Genomic DNA, 23,875 nt, shown 5'->3' on the forward strand with positions numbered 1-23,875 from the left:
TCATTAATCATCACTTTTTTGTTTTGTCATTGCTTTAATTGTTTTTAGTTGGCTATCAAGCGCCGCCAATGTACTTTCTAACTTTTGATACTTCTTCACAATTTCATCTTGCTTTTGCAAGTTTTGCGTTTCAATATCTTTAATCTTTTTATCTAAATCACTTACACGTGAATCAATGTTTTTTACTCTCTCGCCGACTACACCTTTATCACCGAATAGTTTATCAAGCGGTTCTTCCATCATTTTTCCTAAACCGTTAGAACTAAAGAAAAATTGCTTCGCTGCATCAGGTTTTTCTTTTAATGCTTGTGTTAATTTTTCATCATTAACTTCCATCGTTCCATCTTGCTTTAATTGAATACCGAATGTGAATAAATAATTACCATCTTGAGAAAATGTTGCAACATTGTTCATCGCTTGACGTACGCTTTGCATAATTACCTGCCCTTGGAAAACTCCATCTTTCCCAGCAAAAAGGTCAACTGTAGAAACTGCTTTATTATACTCTGCTACCATCTTTTTAATAATATTGGCTGTGTCTGTTACATTAGAATCACTTACCGTAAATTTTAATTCTACACCTTTTGTTTTTGGATCTGTTGTTGTACCGGCATCTGGTGTCCCTTCTACTTTCGGCTCAGTTACTTTTAACAATTCAATTTTCACACCCGGAAGAGCCTCAATTGTATTAGTAAAACTTTCAGCTTCAATACCATTAATACTATATTTGGCATTTTGTGCTTCATTGATTGTATTAAGCGCTGTACCATCCGCATTAGCTAAACCAATATCTTGAAATAGTGTAGATGTGTTCCCCTCAAACTTAATTACTCCATCTGTTCCTTCTTTTTTCGAGGTCATGAAAATTTTATTTCCAAGTGTATAAGCTGATACGCCATAATCTCCATCATTAATCTTATTAATTAAATCTTTATATGTCATATCAGTTGTTACTTTTAGTTCTTTACCACCTAGTTTTAATGTTTCATCTTTAGGAAGCTTCGCATTTATATCTTTAATGTCATTTGAAGCTATTTGATGACGCTGCGCAAGCTGTGTAATAGTCATATTAAAAGTTCCTGCAATCGCCCCACCATCAGCTTTCACATTAATGTAGCCGTCTTGTGTTGTCGTTACTTTTTTCTCATTCCCTTTAAAAGCTGCTAAATCTTTAAACACTTGAGTAAAAGGAGTAAATTGTGTCTTTAAACTTGCATATACTTGTTTATCTTGCGTAAGTTTTTGCTTCTCAGTAGTATACGGTGTTTTTCTCATATCTAACGCTTGCATCTCTAATTCTACTAGGTTAGAAGTATCGATCATATTATTTCCGAGGTTCCAAATTTGTTGTCTACCACCAATACCTGTCATCGTTGTTCCTGCCATTTTTCTCACTCCTTATAGATTACATGTAGTCTAAAATACTTGTTTTACTCATCGTACTAACCGCTTTAAGCGTCGCTTCATACGTTGCATTTATATATGCCAAGTCAGAAATCGCGACCGCTAAATCGACATCCTCAATTTCTTTACGGTTTTCTTGAAGCGCTAAGTTTTGCTCGCTTAAAATTGTTTTAAACGTCTCCATCGTGTTCATTGTTGAACCAACTTCAGTTGTACGGTTAATGATGCCATCTAAGTTTTTCTTATTTTCCCCTAATAACGGTTGTAACGCTTTTTGGTCACCTTTTTGCATCGCTTCGCTCATCTGTTTTAGCGTTTTTATAACCGGGGATAATAATGCTTCTCCGTTACGGAACGCCTTGAATTCATAACCGTCATTTAGTTGCCAGTTCACATCATTTTTTCCGCCCTGGTATGTACCATCTTCTGTAAATGGTGGATTCTCTGCACTATCACCACCGAAAATATAACGGCCTTGCTCTTTCGTATTCGCTAAATATACAACTTGTTTTAAAATTTGATCAATCTCTGCACCGATTGCTTTCAATTCTTTTTCACCATTTTGCTCACTTAATGCTTGTACTGTTAATTGATCTGCTCTCGTTAAAGATTTCAAAACACCTTGTAAAGTATTTTCAGTTTGTGTTAGTACATTTTTCGAATCCGCTATATCTTTTTGCATTTGCTCCATATTTGCCAATGAATGTTGAATCGCAAATGATTTACTTGCTGCAAGTGGGTCTTCACTCATAAGAAGATTTTTCTTCCCTGAAGTTACTTGGTTTCTATGGTATTGTTGTTGCACATTCAAATCCATTAACTGATTCTTTGCCCAGTTTGCATTTTGAAATGTAGATACTCTCATTTCTATCTCCTCCTTATATATTTCCAATCAATTATTATCACTTATCGAATAATCGAAAATAGACTATCAAACACTTCATTCATCGTAGTAATAGCTTTAGAGTTTGCGACGAAGTATTTTTGGAAGGCCATTAAATTTACCATTTCCTCTTCCATATTCACACCTTCGACGCTCATTTTTTCTTGCTGAATTCCTTCTAGTAAGTCCCCATGAATTTTTTGATAACCATTCACTGCACTTTTATCAGATGCAACACGAACTATAAATTGGTCTAATGCTGCTTTATAAGAAAGACCTTCTTTATAATCTCCATCTGTAATTGCTGCTAGTTTATTTGCTGTTTCAGCAGATATTTTCATTTTCGAAATATCTTTTTGGAATTCTGGATTTAACTTCATATCTTTCGCATGATCTCCAACGAAGAAATCTTTTCCCATCACTGTATTCACTTGATTTTTCATCGAACTCATTAAGTCTTCAAGATTTTTTTTATAATCAACTATCTTCGCTTTCGTGTCAATCGCTGATTTTATCGCTCCGCTAGTTACATTGATTTCTGAACCGTAAATCTCAACTGACATTGGGTCTTTCTCTTTATTTAATTGAAGTGGATATGTATCTTGTCCATTTACTGTTAAAATACCATTCATTCTAACACTCGCGATATTAGGATTCATAGATTCATAAGATACTTCGATGTTTGCATACTTAGACATCTCTGTAACGATGCGATCTCGTTCGTCTAAAAGTTGATTCGGCACTTGTGTACCCGCTTGTCCAATTTTATGATTCGCTTCTGCTAAACTAGCAGCAAGACGATTAAATTCATTAACATGCGCTTCAATATCTTCTGCTGTCTGTGCTTCCACTGTATCTAAGTTTTTCGCAAGACGATTCACTTGACTTGTGAACTTCCCAGTTTCAGAAATTAATGTATCGTAGTAGTTTGGTTGCTCTGGATTTTTTGCTACTTCACGAAAGGCATTAAAGAAACCGTCCATTAAACTAGATAATGAATTCTTTCCTGTCGTTCCAACCATAGACTCTACACGTGATAAAGTCGAATTCATGTAGTTATAGTAAGAGAGCTGAGATAATTGATCATTAAACTGCTTCGTTTTTACCTCATCAGTAATACGGTCAACACCTAGCGTTTGTACACCGTAACCAATTCTCTGTTCTGGCGTATGACCATTACTTGCTCCAACAGATCCGTAATTCACCATTTGACGCACATAACCCGGTGTATGAATGTTAGACAAGTTTTGTTTCGTTGTTTGTAACCCCATTTGAGCCGCTAACATACCCGATAGCGGTGTATTATAATCAGATAATCTCATAAAGCTTCACTTCTCCTTTACAATAGTTCGTTCATAAAGATTTGCGAATTATTGTTTCGCTCTAAGTTATATTCAGAAACAGAATCCACAATACTTTCTGTAGTTTTTAATAGTACGTTTAAGTAATATTGATTTTTCAAAAGAATCATTTTTACATTCTCTTCTAATTCAGTTACGTTTTTTTGTAATTCTTCCATTTTTTCAATTTCTTCTTGAGAAAAATACGAAAATAACGCACTTACACGAAACGATTCAACTCCTTGTTCTTTACAGAACTGAACAACCATTTCTTCAAATGAGCTTGATAACCCTTTTAAACCATCAATGTACTGCAATTGCTCTACTTGCAACTTTTGAACTGCATTTACATTTTTATTTTTTAAATTCTCATATATTTGCTCTCCAAGCGCTTGAATATTTTCATACGCTTTTTGAATAATAACGAGTTTTTCATATAATTGTATGTACATATAGCTTCCTTCCTTTTACAAGACTAAATTCACAATTAAACCATGGATTTCTCCAATTTGATTTAACATTTCTAAATGTCCTGTTTTCGTATTAATTAAATTCATCACATCTTCTAATTCATTCAATCCCATTTCTGCCTGTTTCACAATCGTCATTTTCTGTGAATATCCGTAACGTGGGTGACGAGACATGACATCTTTATACTGCAATACATTATCAACGTAAAAATTCAAAAATGATTTTACTGTATTTTTGTATTCCATTACATTATCAAGCGTTAATTCCATTTCAATTTTCTCTTTAATTTCTCCAATATTATCGACAAACGCTTCCATTTGTTCTATTAATTTATCTTTTTTCGGATCTGCATGCAAATTATCCGAAAATGCAAGTCCTGTCCTGACATTTGCTTCTTTCGGCATTTGAGTAGCAGGCGGTATATGCGATAAAATTGGATTATGCGAGATAGAACGTAGCATATATATCACCTATTTATTTTTTTATTTCTTCCTAAACTTAATCGTAAAATCCAGTTATTTATAATTATACTCTGAACAGTAATATTTTGCAGTTATTTTTTATAAAAGATATGTTACAATTTAGCATGAGGTGGCACAATTCTATGAATATTTTCCTTTGTGGTTCAAATCAATTAACAGCATTAGATCAAGAAGAAATTAAAAAATTTTTAACTGACTATGCTCACAAACATAAAATTTACATATTATGTTATAAATCTATTGAAAATGAGGTTCTTCGTTTTTTCGTTGAGAATGAAAGACTCGCTCAAAATTTATGCCTTTACACGCTGCAACCATTGCAAGCAATAACAGATGAATTTCAAGAAGTCGTTGATTACTTAAAAAAACACGGAGCCGAATATGTTGCTTTTGATCATCCTTCTGACTCCATTTACCGATCAGATTATATGTTTTTTGTTAAACAAATTATTGAAGACACTGATTTAGTTCTCTGTTTTTATAATGGGGACAAACATACATCTGTCATCCCTGTCGATGTTGCAAAAGAAGCAGGTATTGATGCTGTCATTTATGATTTACCAGGATTACATGAAAAGCAAATGAAAAAAAGCTTTGAACAAAAAATTCGTATGATGTAAAGGGGGAGGCACAATATCATTATTGTGCCCATTGTAAATATGATAATTGAACAAGATTATGATCATTTTATCGCGAGTTTTAAACAACAATTCAATATGGATATCGCTTCTTATAAACAAGATAGAATGCGCCGTAGAATCGATGCTTTCATTTCGAGAAAAGGCTTCGAAAACTACACTAATTTTTTAAACAAATTACGCGCTGATCAAAATTTATTTTTAAATTTTATTGACTATATTACAATTAACGTTTCAGAGTTTTTTAGAAATAAAGAGCGCTGGCAAACTTTAGAGTCGAAAGCACTACCAAAATTACTCGAACAAAATAGCGGAAAATTAAAGGTATGGAGTGCCGCTTGCGCTGCTGGTGAAGAACCGTACACACTCTCTTTAATTTTATCAAAGCATCTAGCTCCATTTCGTTTTGAAATTCAAGCAACAGATCTTGATTTTCATATTTTAGAAACCGCAAAACGCGGTCAATATACAGAACGTTCTCTGAAGGAATTACCTAATGATTTGAAAGAACGTCATTTCACAAAAGAGAATGATATATATTCATTGCATCAAAACATTAAACAAAACGTTACGTTCAAACAGCACGACCTTTTAATGCAGTCGTTCGATACAAATTATGATTTGATTATTTGTCGTAACGTAATGATTTATTTTACAGAAGAAGCAAGAGTAAAACTTTATGAAAAATTTAGTCGTTCTTTACGAAAAGGCGGTGTACTATTTGTTGGTAGTACGGAACAAATTTTAACACCCGAACGTTATAATCTTCAGCGATTTGATACATTCTTCTACGAAAAAATATAAAAGAGGTCGTCACAATGGAGTGACGACCTTTTTACATAACTCGAATTAAAATAATACCGACAATCCATATAAAGAGAAAAAGAAACGTCATAGACCATTTATGTTCTTGCACCGTATGTTTCAACGCCTGTGACAATTGTGTCATGTTCATTTCCGCAAGCGCTCTCCATACACTTACATCCCGATCTTTAGCAATACGGTCTGTAACGCTAATTAAAATTGTTTCGTTAGACAGTTTCGTTATATAAGCAGTAATAACCGTTACCATCAAATTTATATTCCCTTCTGAAGAATCACTTTCCACTCTAGAGATAAGTGCACTCACATCTAGTAACGGAATATGTACTTTTCTACCAAATGATAGTTGTACTTCAGCGAAATCATACGTTCCATCTAACAAAGGAAGTTCTTTTATATGCGCCTGCTTAACAAGCCCTTGTAGGCTTCTAATTACTTGTTCAAATATTCTTTCTGTTTGCTTACCTTCTCCAGATAACGTATGTAGCTTTTTAAAAAGTTGTAACACTGTATCCATCTCTTTAGAAAGCATTTCCTTCATAATCTTTCCATCACTTAAACTTGCAAGTAAAATACCTATTTCATTATTTTTCGAAATAATTTTAGACTGTCCAGTAAACACTAAATTGCTACGCTTTCGTTCTTTCTGGATTTCATGCTCCGAAATAGCTGCAGGCTGTTTTAATGGTTGTAACGCCTTATCTTCAATTGTCGTACGTTTAATCTCCATTTAAGCGCCTCCACTACTATGAAATAATTAGCCCCATTCTTTATTACTCTTTAAAACTAAAAACAGTACGAATAAACCTGACATGATAGTAAACACATCAGAAGCTTGCACTCCCTGTTCACCTTTTTCTTCTTTCTTGTCTTTCGGTTCTTCTTTTTGTTCTTTCTTTTTAGAGGCAACTTGTTTGTTATTTTTCTCTTTTTGGTCCTTCCCCTTATGTACTTCCTTGTTGTCTTCGAACGGCTCTTTTATAACGTAAGTAAATTCCTCTTTCTCTTTCAACGGTTCTTTTATAAACTTATTTACTATCTCATCTTGCTTCGGAATTTGAACAACTGGCAAATTTTCTTCTGGAAGCGGGTTTTTGACTTTCGAATCTTCTTGTTTCTCATTTTCTTTCTTATCTTCTAATTCATTTTCTAGTTTATTATCTAATTTTTCTTCTTTTTCTTTCTCTTCTATCTTTTTATCATCTTCGTTTTTTGGCACCAAAACAGAAATGGTATATTCACTTTCCTCAACAAGTTTATTACCTGCTGCATCTATTATCTCTACAAGTAATTCGTATGGCCCAGCCGGCAATGCTTCTGTTATTTCAAATACTTTTTGCCAATCCATATCATGCTTGTTGTAGTCTAATAAAAAGGAAAGCTCTTTATTTTCTTTCCCTTTTAATGTAACGCGCACTTCTTTTACAACCGATTCTATATCTGACGCTTTTACTCGTATATGTATAGAATCTCCCTGTTTTCGTTCAACTAAGTTCTCTTTTACTTCATCAATAGTAACTTTCTGTAACTTTGGCAATTCTTTATCTATAGTTGGCGTTTCATTTTTAATACGAATGAGCGGGACTTTCACTTCATTTTTTATGAGCTCTTCTTTCTCATTCTCTTTGTAACTTTGAACGAGCTGAAGATTCCAATCACCTTGCAAATCAAAATCCCCTGCTTTATAGTTAGCAACCCAGCTCTTCGTTCCTTCATCATACTCAAAAGATAACATTCTTTCTTGCGCATATTGCTCGCCATTTTTTTGTAACTGCAATATACCTTTCATACTTTGAATGTTTTTCCCATTTGGTTCTACAGCAATTCGCACCTCTTCGCCAACTTTAAGCTCCAGCTTATTTACTGTAATAATTCCCTGTTCTGTTTCTATCTTTCTTTCACTCAATTGTTTATTTGCTACTTCTTGTTGTTCTGCTTCTTTTTGTTTCTCTTCATCTTGTTTCGTTTCCACTTGCTCTGGCGGTTCTTGAGATTCCTTATTTTCTTCTTGTACATTCACTTCACTTATTTTTTGATCTGGCTCAATTTGTTCCTCAGCCTGACTTTGCAAGGGGAAGAACAAGCACACATGTATGCATAGCCAACTCATTAGAAAAAACTTTACGTTTTTCATCTACTAGTTCAAACTCCTATTTCAATGCCTTATAGTGATTTCGTCACTTTTACTCCGAAAAATCCATCTACATTTACAAGTTCACCATACGCCACTAATACATCATTTACATAAATACGAATTGGTTCATCAATATCCTCATCTAGTACAACTGCTTCATTTTCTTGTAAACTTAATATATCTTGAATCGTTTTCACTGTACTTCCAAATACAAATTTCACGTTCATTTCTACATTTTGTAGAATGGACGTGTCCATATATACTGGTTCCATTTGTTTTACTTCTTTAAATTCAATAGGTTGCACAACTGGTTCTACAATTTTTTCTTCTTCAATTTCTTCTGTGGCAATCTCTTCTTCTTCCACCATTGGATACAGAAGTCGCCTTACCATTTCTTTCGCTTCAGAAATTGGCAAAATTTGATACATTTTCGATTGAAGCAGATCACCAATTTCAAGATTGAACGTAATTTGAACGAGTTCGTCCACTTCCATTGACTCTCCCAAATACTCCATTTCTTCTTTTAACGTTACAAATTTAACATTTGGCGGCGTCATGTCCATTTTTTCTTGGAACATTTCTGACATCGCCGTAGCAGCGTGACCCATCATTTGGTTCATAATTTCTTTAATACCGCTCAGTTCTAATTCAGTAAGCTCTTTTTCCGGATCAACTTCCCCTGTTCCCATCATCATTAAATCTACCATTGTTAAGGCGACATCTTTCGTAAATACGAATACATTCTCATTCTTTAGCCCTTCAACAAAGTCAACATTTAAAATAACAAATGGCACTGGTACTCCATCATAATGACGAACATTGATTGCTTCCACATTTGGTGTACTAATTGTAACTGGCTGATTTAAAAGCGTTGACAATACTGTTGAAGCGGAACCAATTGAAATATTTGCAATTTCACCAAGCACATCTTTCTCTTCTTGTGTTAAATGCTCTTTTTCAACTTCTTCTACAATCTCAGTTTCCACTACTTCTGCTGGCTCGTCTTTTTCTTCTACTCCACCAGATAATTGCATTAATTTATTTACCATTTGTTTCGCATGCTCAACTGAAACAATTTGTACAAGTTTAGAGTTTACAAGATTATCTATCTTTAAATCAAACGACACTTTAACAATCGTATGATTCCCATCGATTTCAGAGATTTTCTCCATTTCTTCTGATAACTTTACAACATTAATCGTCGGCGGAGACATATCTACTGTATCTTGGAAGAATTCAGACATAGATGTAGCTGCGAATCCCATCATTTGATTCATCGCTTCTTGTACAGCACTTAGTTCTAATTCACCAAGTTCTTTTCCATCCTCCACTTCACCTGTTCCCATCATCATTAAATCAGCAATGGACAATGCAACATCTTGTTTAAGAACAAGAAGATTTTCCATATCTAATCCTTTTGTAAAATGAATGTTTAATACAACATGTGGAACTTCGACATCTCTTGAATCATATAAATCTACCAACTCTATGCGAGGAGCAGTAATGCTTACTTGCCTATTTAAAATCGTTGATAATACAGTCGAAGCTGAACCAAATGATATATTTGCAATTTCGCCAAGAATATCACATTCTTGAGGCGTTAAATGCTCATTTTCTTTTTCTAGCACAATCGTGCTCGTATCCCCTTTTGTGTGTTGCTCAGGCATTTTCCCTGCCTCCTCATTTCTGTTTTTCTATCAAATAATATAAACTCTCATTTGATTTTAGCAAACTTATTATATAAAACGTTAATATGTATGTATTCCCATTATTAGATTAGTAACGATTAGCCAAAAAGCTCCCCAATTGTATACAAGTGGGGAGCTTTCCTTCATTCCTATTATAAACCTTCTGGGTTTAAAATGAGGACCACTCGTCCATCACCGAGAATCGTCGCACCAGAGAAATAGTTAGAACTCTCTGCAAAGAAGTCACCTAATGACTTTAAGACTATTTCTCTTTGACCGATAATTGTGTTTACAATAAGTCCATAGCTGCGATGTGTATTACGAACAATTAACACAGGAACCATTTGACCATCATATGACGCAAACGCCTCATCTACTGTTTTTTCACCAAATACAGTACTTAAATGTTTCACTTCAATAATTTGATTACGATAATTTAACACATCTTTTCCTTGTAAGGATTGGATGTCTTCTCTCTTAATTCGAATTGCTTCAACGATATTTCCAAGAGGTAAAGCATAACGCTTATCATTCGTTTGAACAAGCATAGATTGAATAATAGATAACGTTAATGGAAGTTCAATTCTAAATGTACTTCCCTTTCCTTCCTCAGAATCAATAATTAAATGTCCACCTAAACTATGAATCGTATGTTTTACAACATCTAATCCGACACCGCGTCCAGAAAGATCTGATACAACTTCAGCTGTACTAAATCCCGGTTGGAAAATAAGATCAAACACTTCACGATCTGTTAATCTATTCGCATCCGCTTCAGTTACAACGCCATTTTTAATCGCTTTTTCTAATACTTTCCCTTTATTAATACCGTTTCCATCATCCGTAATTTGAATAACGACATGATTTCCACTATGAAAGGCTTCTAATTTAATCGTACCTGTCTCATTTTTACCTGCATCACGTCGTTTTTCAACAGTTTCAACACCGTGATCGATTGCATTTCGAATTAAATGAACGAGCGGATCGCCGATTTCATCAATAACAATTTTATCTACTTCAGTATCTTCACCTGTAATTTGTAAATCGATTTTTTTCCCTAAATCTTTCGCTAACATACGTACCATACGCGGGAAACGATTGAACACAGTTTCAATCGGCACCATACGCATATTTAATAGTACATTTTGAATATCTTTTGAAATATCGCCTAATCGATTTAAATGTTCAATTAGCTCCTTGTTTTGAATTATTTGAGCCAATTCATCAATGCGCCCACGTTCAATTACACTTTCTTCAAACATATTCATTAATCTTTCGATTTTCTCTAATTGAACACGAATTGAACGATTCTCCACTTTAGCATTTTTCGTTTTTGTAGTACTTTTAGCTGGCATAGTACTTGAAGGTTGATTCGTTGCCTCTATCGGTGATTTTACTTGCGTAACCACAGCAGGTTGTAGCTTTTCTTCTACTTGCACAACTTCTTGTGTCACGACTTTTTTAGAAGCTACTTCCTTCGATATAGGTTCTCCTTGCTTTACTTCCACTTTCTCAATTTCAGAAACATGAAGTACTACTTGTTTCAACTCTTCTATACTACAATCCGTATCCATAAATACTGTAAATTCAAATCCGAAAGCATCTGCTTCAATTTCTTCAATACTCGGAGCTGTTTTTTGTATATTCCCTACATTTTGCAATGCTTCAATACACATAATGGCACGTACTGCTTTTAAAATCGCTTGCTGTTCAACTGTTATATGCACTTCATGCGAAACTCCATCATCGGTGTCTATATGATTTTGCTCTATATGTTCCGTAGGAGTTTCTACATTACCGTTCAATAATGCTTCTAATTTCTGTTTAGTTGAGGCTACATCAATATTGCCCATTCCACCTTGTTGCACATCTGCAACCATCTTCTCCAAATTATCAATGCACTCAAAAATCACATCAATAATATCCGCATTTACAACTATATTTCCATGACGAATTTCATCTAACACATTTTCCATCTTATGCGTTAAATCAGCCATTTCCGTAAATTCCATGCTCGCAGACATACCTTTGAATGTATGAGCGGATCGGAATATTTCTCCTACAACATCCATATCAGCAGGATTTTGTTCTAACACTAGCACATTTTCATTTAGCGACTGTAAATGTTCTTCTGACTCTTCGAAAAATATATTTAATAGATCTGTTTGCATTTTTATCCCCTACCTGTCTAACAAACATTTCATTTATGTATAACAATTTAGTGTTTTACAATGAGAAAAAAGGGGGCCACACGTCGATCCGCTATCACTGTTTTGATTCCTTGTGGCACCCCTTCTATATTAACTATTTGCTACTTTTGTTAAAGCTTCAATTACACGATCCGCTTGGAATGGCTTTACAATAAAGTCTTTTGCCCCGCCCTTAATTGCATCTAATACCATACCTTGTTGTCCCATTGCAGAACAAATAACAACCTTTGCACTTGAATCAATTTTAATAATTTCTTTTAATGCTTCAAGCCCGTCCATTTCTGGCATAGTAATATCTAATGTTACAATATCAGGTTGAAGTTCTTTATACTTTTGAATTGCTTCTACCCCATTCTCTGCTTCGCCGATAACTTCAAATTCAGCATTACTTTTTAATAAGTTTTTAATCATCGTTCGCATAAACATCGCATCGTCTACTACTAAAATTTTATGTGCCATTCTTTTTAATTCTCTCCTTCTATGTATAAATATATCTTAATATTTCACCTTATCATTCTCACTCATTATACAAAATAAAATGATAAAATTTAATATTTTTTTAAAAGAATTTTCGTATTTTTATTATTTTATTATTAAAATAATAATATACTACTCTTTTATATAAATAACAACGCGACGGTTTTTTTCCCAGTTTTGCGGTGAATCATTTGGTACAATTGGCTTTGTGTCTGCATATCCTACTGCAGCTAGCCTTTTATCATCCACATTATACACTTCAATTAAATGGTGAATCATATTTGCCGCTCGTGCTGAAGATAACTCCCAATTAGAAGGGAATTTCTCGTTATGAATAGGTCTACTATCTGTATGTCCCTCTACAACAATTGGGTTAGGTACGGATTGAAAAAATCCAACTAATTGACTTATTATCCCTTTCGCTTCGGGCTTAACGTTCGCATCGCCTGTATCAAATATTAAATTATCTACTATAACGACGCTTACCCCTGTATCCTCTCGATATACATTCACTTGACTAATACCGTTATTATCTACATACGCTTTCAACTTCTTATATAATTCATCCATTCTCTTTTTTGAAATCATTTTTTCATCATTTTTTTCATGTGAAATATCTGGTATTGTATTTTCCATTACTTTTGCATCTACTTGCCCCGTATCACTAAACTTTTCAAGCATCTTTGACAATTTTACTGCATCTTGCTTTGATGTAGCAACTAGTAATACGAAGAAAGTTAATAATAACATCGTTAAATCTGTAAAAGTCGTCATCCAACGAGGCGATCCCTTTTGCGGTCCTTTACTCATCATACCACTCCTTGAAATATTAGGCTGCTCCTTTTACCTTTTTTACCTTTGTTTCGTATACGTATGTATCCAGTTTCAACTTTAATTTAGAAGGGATTTGTCCGCGATACAATTCTGAAATTGCTTCTATTACAAACTTCTTCTCTGTATATAAATCTTCAATACCACGGTATACTTTTTCCGACAGAGGGATTGCAATCATATTCGCAAGTACAGACCCATATAATGTCGTTAACATCGCAACTGCCATCCCTGTACCAATTTGCGATGTATCTTGTAAGTTTTGGAGCATAATGATAAGACCGATTAACGTACCAATCATTCCCCAAGCTGGAGCAAAATCACCAATTTTATCTAATAATGCCGCTCCTTTTCTTAACTCATACACTTCCGTTTCAATATCTTTCAATAACACTTCTTTTAATTCATCTTCATCGTAACCGCTTAACATTAATCGAATTCCTTTTTGAATAAAAGGATTGTCTACTTGCTCTCCATCAACCTCTAAAGAAAGCAAGCCGTTCTTTTTAGACTTTTTCGAAAAATCAACAAACAAATTCGTTAACTGTTCTAAATCTTCTTCTCTTCTATGTAAAACAGTGAAAATACTTTTCGTATATTTTTTTATTTCTCCAAATCGATATGCCACAACAATTGTCGCTGTTGTTCCCCCTATGACAATTAAAATAGATGAAATATCTAAAAAGTTTTTGAAAGCTTTTATTCCACCGCCGCCAAGCATAATCGCCGCTATCACTATGATGAAACCTACTATAATGCCCACTGGGCTAGAAATATCAAACTTCCTTTTTCTTCTTTGTGGTCTAGCTAATACTTGATTTTTTTCTCCCATATTTCTGCCCTTTCCTTTCCATTTTCATATAACATTTTTTTATTTTAATAATACGTTTTCACATATAACATGTATTATACGCTTATCATCTGTTTATCGCAATATACTCATGAAATTGACACATTTCATTTCTATATTAGAATTATGGTATAAAAACATGAGGAGGCTCACGATGGAACACAACATTTTACAAGTCATTGCATTAGCAGAAAAACTAAAATATGAAATGCGACATAGCTGGCTTTCCAACGGGCGTCAAGAAAGTGTTGCCGAACATACATGGCGTATGTCTCTAATGGCCATTTTAGTTGAACCTTATTTGGATCAAAAAGTAAATATTGAGAAATTACTTAAAATGGTTATTATTCACGACCTAGTCGAAGCCGAAGCTGGTGATATCCCTGCATTTGATACGATGAATAGTCACGAATTACAGCTACAAAAACAAAAAAATGAACTAGAAGCTATTTTAAATATTAAACAAACGTTAACAGGTTCTCTCGGTGAGGAATTATATGACTTATGGATGGAGTTTGAAGCAAAAGAAACGTACGAAGCAAAAGTTGCTAATGCACTCGATAAACTTGAGGTGAAAATCCAGCATAACGAAGCTGATATTGATACGTGGCTACCAATTGAACATAAAATGACATTCCAAGTAGCAAAGCATACAAACTTTGATTCTTTCCTATCTAAATTACAAAAAATTATTGAACAAGATGGAGAAAAGAAGTTAATTGCTGCCGGCATTGATGTTGGGGCATGCAAGCAATAATGAAATAAGACACTCAACAAGAGTGTCTTATTTCATTATTGTTGATATAGCCTGCTTATAAATAAGCTGTTGTTTTCCATCCACTAAAATTAAAACTGTAAATTTATCTACTCCAACAACTTCTCCTACTATTCTAACGCCACTCTTTAAGAAAATTGTAACTGTACCTTTTTCTTCTTTTATTTGTTTATACAATTCTTCCTGTAAATGTTCCAATTACTGTCCTCTCCTTTCTGTGAAACATCTTAATATAAAAAACTATAAATTTTTTATTTATGCACTTTGTCTTTTATATTCATAAACTTATTAATTAGTATATCTAAATCACGACTAAATAACAAAACTTTATCATGATCCAATCCGTGTCTCGCAACAAGTTGAATTAATTCTTTCTTTTTGTTTTCTATTTTATTTTGTAATTGTCCCATCTCCATCTCTATACTAAAACTCCCTTTTCCCATAATATTACTTGTAAAATTATAGTACATATTCTCTCATAAAAAAATAAAAAAATGGTTTTTTTTACAATTTTTTATTTTTCTATGCCTAAATTACGAATCATGTAAAGGTTTATTTACAAATCACTAACATACAATCCTAATGAATCTACAGGCATTTGTCTAATTATAAATGAGACTGGCTCGTTTTCTATACAAAAAACATACTGTATATAGTAGTCCATGAACCATATAGATTAACTTACTAAAAAGGAGGAAAACATATGAGTTATGGTGGAAGTTGCGCTGGTTTCGGCGGTGGATTTGCTTTGCTTATCGTACTATTCATCCTTCTAATCATCATCGGATGTAGCTGTTGGGGTGGCGGCGGATACGGATATTAATATATCCTATCCTTGACAAATGAACTAAAAACTATAGAAAAACAGCTCATATTTGAGCTGTTTTTTTCATACTTTCGTATGAATTTATATCCCTCTTATTTGCGATTTCAACTAGCAACATATTGTTTACTATGGAATAAGAAACATTTTTACTAAGGGGGATTACAATGATTAGAGGTCTTTACGAAGCACATTTACCTGTCCGCAACTTAAAAGTATCAATACCTTTCTATGAATCACTAGGGCTAAAATTATATAAAAGAGGAGATAATATTGCTTTCTTTTGGATTAAAGAAAATGAGAGTTGGCTCGGCCTTTGGGAAGGCACAGAATACAAAGTGAATTATCACCCCTCTTTACGACATATCACCTTTCAAGTAAGTTTACATGATTTAGAAAATGCGATTCATTGGCTAAATCAAAAAGGAATTTCAGCACGAAAAGACTTTGGAATGGAACCAATTGAACCGATTGTTTTTCCGGAATTAGCACATGCAGCCGTATACTTTAACGACCCTGATGGAAATAGTTTAGAATTGATTGCACAATTACCTGTTGGACTTCCTACAGCGGAAAAAGTGTATTTGAGTGAGTGGAAAGAACAAATTCAAACATCGTCATTACATAAGGAATAATCTATTTATGTCCGTTTCTTATTCCACACTTCTTAAAACAAATAAAAACTTCAATAAACTATTTTATGGGCAAACATTAAGTGTACTTGGGGATTGGTTCCATACGGTAGCTTTATTAACATTTGTCTACAGCATAACGGAATCGCCGTTTATAATCGCACTTACTTTTATAAGTAAAGGTTTACCACAGCTTCTTCTTAGTCCATTCATAGGCGGAATTGTAGATCGTTTCTCTAAAAAGAATATTATGATTTTTACCGATATTACACGGGGAATTCTAGTCCTTACATACTTACTCGCAGGCTATAAAATTGAGATTATTTTCATTGCTAATATATGTTTATCTGTACTTGCTTGTTTATTTGAACCGGCTAAACAAGCAACCCTAAAAAATATCGTACACCAAAATCATTTCGTAACTGCTAACTCTCTTTCTAGTACAATTAATGGTTTTATGTCTATTATGGGGGCCTCTTTGGGCGGAGTAATTGCACAATCTTTACATATTGAGTTCGCTTTTTTAGTAAATAGCCTATCATACTTTCTTTCAGCCTATTTTATTTATAATATGAGTATTCCTGCTCATGATACTTGTAACAAGAACAATGCATTTTTCACTGATATAAAAGGTGGTTATACATACATATTACAAACAAAAATCATTTTAACATTAATTCTTGTCGGCATTTCATGGGGGATTATTGGAGGCGCTTATCAACTACTTCTAACGATCTATGCCGGAAAAATTTTCCATACGAACATTGGGATTTTATATACGGTTCAAGGGGCTGGACTTATGATAGGAAGCCTTCTCGTTAATCTTTATATATCCCATAATAAAGAAAAAATGAAAAAAGTATTCGGTTGGGCCTACTTATTACAAGGAATTTTCTTTCTCGGATTCATTCTATCCGATCAACTTATTATCGGTATCATTACTTTATTCTGTATGCGTATAGCAGGAGGAATCATCGTTCCACTTGATACGACATTACTTCAAACTTACACACACGAAAATATGATAGGTAAAGTTTTTTCATTCCATTATTCTATTTACGGATCTCTTATTCAGTTATCGATGTTTTTTACAGGAGGGCTGTTAGAAATTCTTTCTCCTCAAATGATTGGCAGTTTATTAGCTATATGTTGTATTTTTGTAAGTTTTATATGGCTGTTTTTATTTTATCGCGGGGAATTTAATGAAGAATCTCCTTCTACTTAATAGCATGTTTATAAACATGCTATTTTTATTTATGTCGAAATACAGAGGAAAAAGACGATTTATTTTCCTTACGTTCTAATTTTTTAGAATGTACAATAAATTTAGATTATAAGAAAAGGGGTGCCATAATGTTTGACGATAGACTTACTATTTCAGCTGAGCAGCAGAAGCTCATTTCCAATGCAACTCGCATTCAAATTCTTCACCTTTTAAAAGATGAAGCACTTACTGCAAAACAAGTTGCTACTAAACTAAATAAATCTGCTGGAAGCGTACATTATCACGTTCAAATTTTATATGATGGAGGGTTGCTTGAATTAGTAGAAACGAAGGAAAAACGAGGGATTATTGAAAAATATTATAAAGCAAAAGCTGCTCATTTCTATATTGAAGAAAGCGGCACAGAAGGAACGAATACAGGTAGTCATATTGTATCTCATTTATTTTTAACTCCAGAGGAATTACAACAGCTTACTTGGGAGATTACACAAGTTTTATTACGCTGGGAAAACAAAACCGCTCGTCAATCAAACTCTGAAGAGGAATACGCTATTTCCTGCAGGATTAAAAAACAATGAAAGAAAGGACCATTTATTCATGAAAAATAAATTATTATTATTGTCGGGAACAGGAATTTCTCGTTTAGGTGATTTTATGTATCTCATCGCTCTAAACTTAATGGTGTTAAATAGCACAAACTCACCTGCTGCTGTAGCAGGATTATGGATTGTTGGTCCAATCGCCACTGTTGTTACAAAAATATGGTCTGGTAGTATAGTAGATCGATTAAACAAACGGTCCATTATGCTCATCACAGATATAATTCGAGCAGCTCTCATTGGCTGTATTCCATTATTTGATTCTATTTGGGCCATTTATATGTTCATCTTTTTAACTCGCATCGCTACATCATTTTTCGATCCAGCTTCATTTACTTATAAAACAATGCTCATACGAGCTGAAGAGCGCGCTCAATTTAATGCATGGAATAGCCTATGTACAAACGGGGCTTTTATTATCGGTCCAGCTCTTGCTGGAATACTTCTCACCACGTACTCAGCAGCCTTTGTTATTTACTGCAACTCACTTTCATTTCTACTTTCTACCATTCTCATTTACTTCTTGCCAAACATTACATTACAAACAAAGCAAAACGAAGAAGTTGCAAATACTTTTGTACAAACATTACGAAGTGATTGGAAACAAGTTTTTTCGTTCGCTCGAACAGAAACGTACATTATTCTCATATTCGTTTTATTTCAAGCGACTATGCTTGTTTCTATGGCACTCGATTCACAAGAAGTTGTTTTTACGAGGCAAGTACTGTTTTTAACCGATATAGAATACAGTATGCTTGTTAGTATAACTGGCGCTGCTTACGTTTCCGGTTCATTTCTCGTCTCTCTCTTTGCCAAACGATTACCAATTCAACATTGTATCGGATTAGGTATGATTTTCACAGCAATAGGCTATGTAATTTTCGCCTTTTCAAATTCATTTATAGTCGCAGCAGGTGGTTTCATTTTACTTGGTATTTCTTCATCATTTGCTGGTACTGGCTTTATAACATTTTATCAAAATAACATCCCTATATATATGATAGGACGTATCGATAGCGTGTTTGATTCCATAAAAAATTTCATCCAAATCTTTTTCGTTTTAGCAATTGGGGCATCCGCACAATTTCTTTCCGTTCAATTTACTGTAATAAGTAGCTCGTTACTCATTCTTTTCCTTTCCTGTTTATTAGCAATCCGGGTAATGACTCCTTCACGAGAAAAATACTTTAAAACTACAGGATCATCATTAGAATATTAAATGCAACATAAAAAGCGGCTATTTGCCGTGCAGTAAGCCTCCCACTGATTAAAGTTTCACTTTATGTTAAAATATTTATTAAATTTGATTATGTAGGGGGGCTATTTTGGAAATTATATTCATTTTCATATGTATTATATTAGTAGCTTCTATTTTACAAACAAGTACAGGTTTTGGCTTTTCTATTATGGCAACACCTTTCTTACTCATGTTATTTCTACCACAAGAAGCTATACAAATAAATATCATTTTATCATTAATTATTTCCATATCACTCATTTGGAAAATAAGAATAGATATTGATTTTATACTACTGAAAAGATTAATTTTCGGAAGTATAGTTGGTGTTCCTTTTGGCATTTTCATTTTCACTTCCATTAACATCAACACTTTTAAATTAGCAATTAGCATCCTGCTTTTACTATTAACGTTGATGCTAATATGCAACTTTAAGATTAAATCAACAAAATCTAGAGATTTCTTAGTGGGCGGATTATCCGGTCTTTTAACGACAAGTATCGGTATGCCAGGACCACCCCTGTTACTTTACTTTACAGGAACTGATACGAAAAAAGAGAAATTGAGAGCAACTACTTTAGCTTTTTATCTATTTATATATTTCATTAGCCTACTAACTCAAATACTCTTTACTGGCACAAACAAAACAATTTGGGAATCAAGTTTTTACGCTATTCCAATCGTATTTCTAGGTTTGTATATAGGGCAAATTATTTTCAAATGGCTTAATCAACGAATTTTCAAAATATTTACGTACATCCTTTTAAGTTGCACGGGTATGTATCTTCTTATTGAAAGTTTGCATTTATTATAAGTAAGTTTTTCAAAATACAAAATCATAAATAAAATACTAACCAAACGATAAAAAGCGGCTATTATGCCGCTTTTTATTTTCACATTAAATATTTTAAAACTAGAAGCCCAGCTATCGCTATTACAAACACATTGAAAAAAATCATCCAACTTTTTTCGAAATCTTTATATCTCTCTTCTTTCACTCCACATTGTTTTAGCTTTCCAATTAAAACTGTTAATTCTTGATTATACTCTTTACTTCCTAATTGTATATAATTGTTATTTATTTTAATTCCATATACATTTTTCATTTTTTTATGTTGCGAAACTGCTTGAATTGAGTTTACTAATACACTGTATTCATTTAACTTTTTAAAATAACAATCTAACGCTATAATTTGTAACCTTGTATTAGTTAAAACAATGTAATAATAAAATGTAGCACCTGTGGTTAATATATTAGGTATAACTTTAGAATTTACAAGACTTCCTTCTTCCACTAATATTTCACATTGTATTTCCTCTCCTTCTTGCAACTCTTTCCGAACTGATTCTTCCAACATTTGCACCGTTAATTTCTTCAATAACTCCCCGTTTTTCACATAATACTTATCTATATTTATAGATTCATTCGCTTCTTTCTCTAAACGTGTAATTTCTTCCTCTGAATATTGGAGCTCATTTAACATCGATAATAATCTTTTATCCATATTACACACTCCCTTTCCACAGTTTTTGAAGTTTTTTCTTCCCACGAGAAATTCGATTGTATATATAATCTGCCGTTACTTTTAATTCTTTTGCAATATCGTCAATGGAATATCCATCAATATACCTCTTTAAAAAGATATATCGATCTTTCTTATTTAAATCTTGAACAATTTCCATAATCTCTTCTTCTTGTTCTATTTCATACCTATCATGGACACTTGTATCTATTTCTACGTCCTTATCGATTTTATTCTCTTTATATACTTTCTTTTTATATTCCAATGCCTTCAATTTAGTAATACCAATCATCCAAGATTTTAAGTTTCCCTTTTCTGTATCAAATTGGTCGATATTAAACCAAATAACAGTAAATACATCGTTATAACAATCATCCACATATTGTTTTTCAGTAGGGGTACTTAATGATTTATGAATAATGTATAAAATTAATTTTCCATATTGATCAATCACTTCTTTCAAAGCATCTTGATCATGTTTTTTCATAGCTATAATTAAATCCTCTTCAGAATCGAAAATCATATGCATCTTCCTTCCTCAGTTCCCCTTTAGCAGCTGCCTTTACTTACTATTGGTATTTCATTCTCATTTTCTATCACTTTTGTAAAAATTTATTAACTTTTATTTCTATATATATGATAACAAACGAAATACCTAAGATCAGAAAGAATAGACAACTTTCTGATCTTAGGTATTTCTCCTTTCAAAAAAGGCAAACCCGCATTCAGGTTTACCCTTTTACTCACTTCTTATTTAATCCTTTTTCACTTAAAAACTCTTTCATATGCATTCTTTTTTCTTTAGACATAAACGAACTCATTGATTCCGTCCATGTTACGCTTTTCTTGTTTGATGATCTTTCTTTGTAATACGAGTTCATCGTTTCATCATATTCATTTAATAATTCATCATATTTCTTTTCATCATATCCATTTTCATGAAGAACCGCTGCTACCGGTAAGCGTGGTTTAACTCCATGTTCTTCATCTGGTACACCGACTGTCATTCCGAATACAGGATATACTTTATCTGGTAAATGAAGCAATTCGCTCACTTCTCTCGGATTATTACGAATACCACCAATATAACAAATACCGTATCCTAATGACTCTGCTGCTAACGCTAAGTTTTGCGCAAAAAGTGAAGCATCTACCGTCGCAACGATAAAGTCTTCCACCCCTTCATGCTTTATCTCTGTACCATGTTTTTCACATGCAATTTCAAGTCGTTTTAAATCTGCACAACAAACAAAGAATGCTGCGCAGTCTTTCACATGGCGATTTCCGGATAACTCTGCTAATTTAGCCTTTAATTCCTGATTTGTTACATATATGACAGAATACGCCTGTACAAAATGTGATGAAGCCGCATGCTGTGCAGCGTGCACCATTTTTTCTACTACATCTTTCGGAATTGATTCTTCTTTATATTTACGAACTGAAACGTGTTGCTCTATCTTATGTATTATCTCATTCATGAAAATCACTCCTTTTTCTCTTCATAATGAAAAATTAACACATCTTTTTCAATATTCACAACTTATAAGCACAAAAAGAGCAATTCTTTTTGAAGTGCTCTTTTTTTAAAACGTCTATGAATACGGTAAATGAAATTATATTAACGGTAATTTAAATGAAATTTTTTCTTGTCTTATTACGCCGTTTTCAAGACTTTAATACCTTTTACGATATTCCAAATGAAGTAGTACATTCCTACAAGAATGAACACTGTATATGTGATAATCATTCCAATTCCAGCACCGTCAGATTGATTGAAACCTAAACCGTACATTCCTGATACTGCTAGTCCTCCAAATAAGATTGCGTATGGGAAAACATGTGACCAAAATGCTTTTTTCGCGTGATACTTCACTTCATCTTCTGCAACAAAGTACACGATAATTGGTAGTAAAAATGGTGCAAAAAAGATACTAAAGTAACATAACGAAGATAAAATATTATTTCCTTTCATCCGATTCACCTCTAAATAGTTTTTGTTACTTTCATTATGTCAGGAAATCATTCTAGAAACTATCGCTTTACCTTTCACTAACGTGACATATTTGTAAGATTTTCCTCAAATTAAATCCCGTCTGAAGTTTCAGACGGGATCACTTTCACTATATTCGATTCATAAACCAATACTGTGTAATGGCTAAATATTCTCGTACATTCGATGGAATGATGATTGGTCTCGGTGTTTTTGCCGGAAGACCTTCTAATTGTAAACCTTGTTTGGCAGCTATTTTTTTCGCTCTAAACATATGAAAATCGTTTGTTACGATCATACCTTTTTTCATATCGGCTGGAATTAACGGTTTTGAGAATGTAATATTCTCATCTGTACTCGTAGATTTGTCCTCCATTATAATACGGTCTTCTGCGATGTTTTGTTTTATTAGTCCTTGTTTCATTGCTAATGCTTCTGAAATGTCTTCACCTTTTCCTTGTCCTCCAGATACGATAGCGATTGTTTTCTCATGTGATTTTAAATATTCAGCTGCTTTATCAATACGATATTGCAATGAATAAGATGGTTTCGTTCCATTTACTTTCGATCCTAGTACAATTATGTACTCAGCATCTTCACTTGCATTCATATGTCCATGCTTATAAATGTGATATTGTAAAAACCCCGCATATACGGCGCAAATCATTATAACAACTAAAATACACTTTATTATTTTCTTCTTTCTCATACTCATATACTCCTATTTTCTTTTACTTCCTTCATGATAATATCCATTTATTTGTTTGTATACAGACAAATTCCAATAAACCCTAAATTATCCTCTGAAAGGTAATATTTATATTACTTTCGGGAATAGTAA

General features: G+C 33.4%; 28 protein-coding genes. 9 read left to right on the forward strand and 19 right to left on the reverse strand.

The genetic code is table 11. From position 1 onward, the window contains the following. Nucleotides 1-3: 3 nt before the first annotated feature. Genes CQ064_RS01170 through CQ064_RS01190 form a run of 5 tightly spaced genes read right to left on the reverse strand, consistent with a single transcriptional unit; the run spans nt 4 to nt 4,559 of the window. Entirely contained in the window at nt 4-1,386 is a 1,383-nt protein-coding gene (locus tag CQ064_RS01170; protein WP_000929309.1) for a flagellar hook-associated protein 2, read from the reverse strand. A 19-nt stretch (nt 1,387-1,405) separates the two neighbouring features. Next, nucleotides 1,406-2,269, reverse strand: coding sequence for a flagellar hook-associated protein 3 (locus CQ064_RS01175; RefSeq protein ID WP_001266416.1), 864 nt, complete (start codon nt 2,267-2,269; stop codon nt 1,406-1,408). A gap of 41 nt (nt 2,270-2,310) precedes the next feature. After that, nucleotides 2,311-3,609 (reverse strand): flagellar hook-associated protein FlgK, encoded by a 1,299-nt coding sequence (gene flgK / locus CQ064_RS01180; RefSeq protein ID WP_001239707.1) that lies wholly within the window; start codon nt 3,607-3,609, stop codon nt 2,311-2,313. 17 nt (nt 3,610-3,626) lie between these two features. Then, nucleotides 3,627-4,079 carry a hypothetical protein gene (locus CQ064_RS01185; protein ID WP_000275878.1) on the reverse strand — a complete coding sequence of 151 codons (453 nt, stop codon included), beginning with the start codon at nt 4,077-4,079 and terminating at the stop codon, nt 3,627-3,629. Nucleotides 4,080-4,094: 15 nt separating this feature from the next. Continuing rightward, on the reverse strand, nt 4,095-4,559 hold the full coding sequence (locus tag CQ064_RS01190) for a YaaR family protein (protein ID WP_000946319.1): 465 nt from the start codon (nt 4,557-4,559) through the stop codon (nt 4,095-4,097). Nucleotides 4,560-4,702: 143 nt separating this feature from the next. On the opposite strand from CQ064_RS01190, the gene CQ064_RS01195 reads away from it, so the two are divergent. Beyond that, a complete protein-coding gene (locus CQ064_RS01195) occupies nt 4,703-5,200 on the forward strand; it encodes a flagellar motor switch protein FliG (RefSeq protein ID WP_001020110.1) in 498 nt (165 codons plus the stop codon). 39 nt (nt 5,201-5,239) lie between these two features. Next, on the forward strand, nt 5,240-6,022 hold the full coding sequence (gene cheR, locus CQ064_RS01200; RefSeq protein ID WP_000582875.1) for a protein-glutamate O-methyltransferase CheR: 783 nt from the start codon (nt 5,240-5,242) through the stop codon (nt 6,020-6,022). A gap of 31 nt (nt 6,023-6,053) precedes the next feature. Here cheR and CQ064_RS01205 read toward each other — a convergent pair whose 3' ends face one another. The 7 genes from CQ064_RS01205 to CQ064_RS01235 all read right to left on the reverse strand — a co-directional run bounded on the left by CQ064_RS01205 (nt 6,054) and on the right by CQ064_RS01235 (nt 14,212). After that, nucleotides 6,054-6,770 carry a hypothetical protein gene (locus CQ064_RS01205; protein ID WP_000403953.1) on the reverse strand — a complete coding sequence of 239 codons (717 nt, stop codon included), beginning with the start codon at nt 6,768-6,770 and terminating at the stop codon, nt 6,054-6,056. 27 nt (nt 6,771-6,797) lie between these two features. Further along, a complete protein-coding gene (locus CQ064_RS01210) occupies nt 6,798-8,174 on the reverse strand; it encodes a hypothetical protein (protein ID WP_000800070.1) in 1,377 nt (458 codons plus the stop codon). Nucleotides 8,175-8,203: 29 nt separating this feature from the next. Continuing rightward, a complete protein-coding gene (locus CQ064_RS01215; RefSeq protein ID WP_001115016.1) occupies nt 8,204-9,841 on the reverse strand; it encodes a flagellar motor switch protein in 1,638 nt (545 codons plus the stop codon). Between the two features lie 173 nt (nt 9,842-10,014). Next, nucleotides 10,015-12,033 carry a chemotaxis protein CheA gene (locus CQ064_RS01220; protein ID WP_001192617.1) on the reverse strand — a complete coding sequence of 673 codons (2,019 nt, stop codon included), beginning with the start codon at nt 12,031-12,033 and terminating at the stop codon, nt 10,015-10,017. Between the two features lie 129 nt (nt 12,034-12,162). Next, the gene (locus CQ064_RS01225) at nt 12,163-12,531 is read right to left on the reverse strand and encodes a response regulator (protein ID WP_000940568.1); all 369 of its coding nucleotides are present in this window, start codon (nt 12,529-12,531) and stop codon (nt 12,163-12,165) included. Between the two features lie 150 nt (nt 12,532-12,681). Further along, nucleotides 12,682-13,359: an OmpA family protein gene (locus CQ064_RS01230; RefSeq protein ID WP_000033627.1), complete on the reverse strand. Its 678-nt coding sequence runs from the start codon at nt 13,357-13,359 to the stop codon at nt 12,682-12,684. A 19-nt stretch (nt 13,360-13,378) separates the two neighbouring features. Beyond that, complete coding sequence (locus CQ064_RS01235; RefSeq protein WP_000504188.1) at nt 13,379-14,212, reverse strand: MotA/TolQ/ExbB proton channel family protein; 834 nt, start codon at nt 14,210-14,212, stop codon at nt 13,379-13,381. 172 nt (nt 14,213-14,384) lie between these two features. Here CQ064_RS01235 and CQ064_RS01240 point away from each other — a divergent pair, with 172 nt between their 5' ends. Further along, the gene (locus CQ064_RS01240; RefSeq protein WP_000400767.1) at nt 14,385-14,987 is read left to right on the forward strand and encodes an HD domain-containing protein; all 603 of its coding nucleotides are present in this window, start codon (nt 14,385-14,387) and stop codon (nt 14,985-14,987) included. A 27-nt stretch (nt 14,988-15,014) separates the two neighbouring features. Here CQ064_RS01240 and hfq read toward each other — a convergent pair whose 3' ends face one another. Both hfq and CQ064_RS01250 read right to left on the reverse strand, forming a co-directional pair. Further along, nucleotides 15,015-15,203: an RNA chaperone Hfq gene (gene hfq / locus CQ064_RS01245; RefSeq protein WP_000400665.1), complete on the reverse strand. Its 189-nt coding sequence runs from the start codon at nt 15,201-15,203 to the stop codon at nt 15,015-15,017. A gap of 53 nt (nt 15,204-15,256) precedes the next feature. Next, the gene (locus CQ064_RS01250) at nt 15,257-15,475 is read right to left on the reverse strand and encodes an aspartyl-phosphate phosphatase Spo0E family protein (RefSeq protein ID WP_000291691.1); all 219 of its coding nucleotides are present in this window, start codon (nt 15,473-15,475) and stop codon (nt 15,257-15,259) included. 233 nt (nt 15,476-15,708) lie between these two features. Between CQ064_RS01250 and CQ064_RS01255 the strand changes: the two genes are divergently transcribed. The 6 genes from CQ064_RS01255 (at nt 15,709) to CQ064_RS01280 (ending at nt 20,335) form a co-directional block, all read left to right on the forward strand. Further along, nucleotides 15,709-15,828 carry a YjcZ family sporulation protein gene (locus tag CQ064_RS01255; protein WP_000120179.1) on the forward strand — a complete coding sequence of 40 codons (120 nt, stop codon included), beginning with the start codon at nt 15,709-15,711 and terminating at the stop codon, nt 15,826-15,828. A gap of 167 nt (nt 15,829-15,995) precedes the next feature. Further along, the gene (locus CQ064_RS01260; RefSeq protein WP_000617956.1) at nt 15,996-16,463 is read left to right on the forward strand and encodes a VOC family protein; all 468 of its coding nucleotides are present in this window, start codon (nt 15,996-15,998) and stop codon (nt 16,461-16,463) included. 7 nt (nt 16,464-16,470) lie between these two features. Then, nucleotides 16,471-17,685 (forward strand): MFS transporter, encoded by a 1,215-nt coding sequence (locus CQ064_RS01265; RefSeq protein ID WP_000117054.1) that lies wholly within the window; start codon nt 16,471-16,473, stop codon nt 17,683-17,685. Nucleotides 17,686-17,813: 128 nt separating this feature from the next. Continuing rightward, nucleotides 17,814-18,263: an ArsR/SmtB family transcription factor gene (locus CQ064_RS01270; protein WP_000459089.1), complete on the forward strand. Its 450-nt coding sequence runs from the start codon at nt 17,814-17,816 to the stop codon at nt 18,261-18,263. A 19-nt stretch (nt 18,264-18,282) separates the two neighbouring features. After that, entirely contained in the window at nt 18,283-19,503 is a 1,221-nt protein-coding gene (locus CQ064_RS01275) for an MFS transporter (protein ID WP_000791674.1), read from the forward strand. A gap of 106 nt (nt 19,504-19,609) precedes the next feature. Further along, complete coding sequence (locus CQ064_RS01280) at nt 19,610-20,335, forward strand: sulfite exporter TauE/SafE family protein (protein WP_000402526.1); 726 nt, start codon at nt 19,610-19,612, stop codon at nt 20,333-20,335. A 79-nt stretch (nt 20,336-20,414) separates the two neighbouring features. Here CQ064_RS01280 and CQ064_RS01285 read toward each other — a convergent pair whose 3' ends face one another. From CQ064_RS01285 to CQ064_RS01305, 5 genes are all read right to left on the reverse strand, one after another. Next, nucleotides 20,415-21,026: a flagellar motor switch protein FliG gene (locus CQ064_RS01285; RefSeq protein ID WP_000361356.1), complete on the reverse strand. Its 612-nt coding sequence runs from the start codon at nt 21,024-21,026 to the stop codon at nt 20,415-20,417. Between the two features lies 1 nt (nt 21,027). Continuing rightward, on the reverse strand, nt 21,028-21,573 hold the full coding sequence (locus CQ064_RS01290) for a sigma-70 family RNA polymerase sigma factor (protein ID WP_003274080.1): 546 nt from the start codon (nt 21,571-21,573) through the stop codon (nt 21,028-21,030). Between the two features lie 214 nt (nt 21,574-21,787). Next, nucleotides 21,788-22,522 (reverse strand): oxygen-insensitive NADPH nitroreductase, encoded by a 735-nt coding sequence (gene nfsA, locus CQ064_RS01295; RefSeq protein ID WP_001002379.1) that lies wholly within the window; start codon nt 22,520-22,522, stop codon nt 21,788-21,790. Nucleotides 22,523-22,698: 176 nt separating this feature from the next. Further along, nucleotides 22,699-23,016, reverse strand: coding sequence for a magnetosome magnetite crystal formation protein family (locus CQ064_RS01300; protein ID WP_000678057.1), 318 nt, complete (start codon nt 23,014-23,016; stop codon nt 22,699-22,701). A gap of 148 nt (nt 23,017-23,164) precedes the next feature. Continuing rightward, nucleotides 23,165-23,743, reverse strand: coding sequence for a YdcF family protein (locus CQ064_RS01305; RefSeq protein WP_001227658.1), 579 nt, complete (start codon nt 23,741-23,743; stop codon nt 23,165-23,167). Between the last annotated feature and the right edge of the window lie 132 nt (nt 23,744-23,875).

Origin of the sequence: Bacillus sp. MYb78 (genome assembly GCF_002975115.1) — a bacterium.
Lineage (GTDB): Bacteria > Bacillota > Bacilli > Bacillales > Bacillaceae_G > Bacillus_A > Bacillus_A cereus.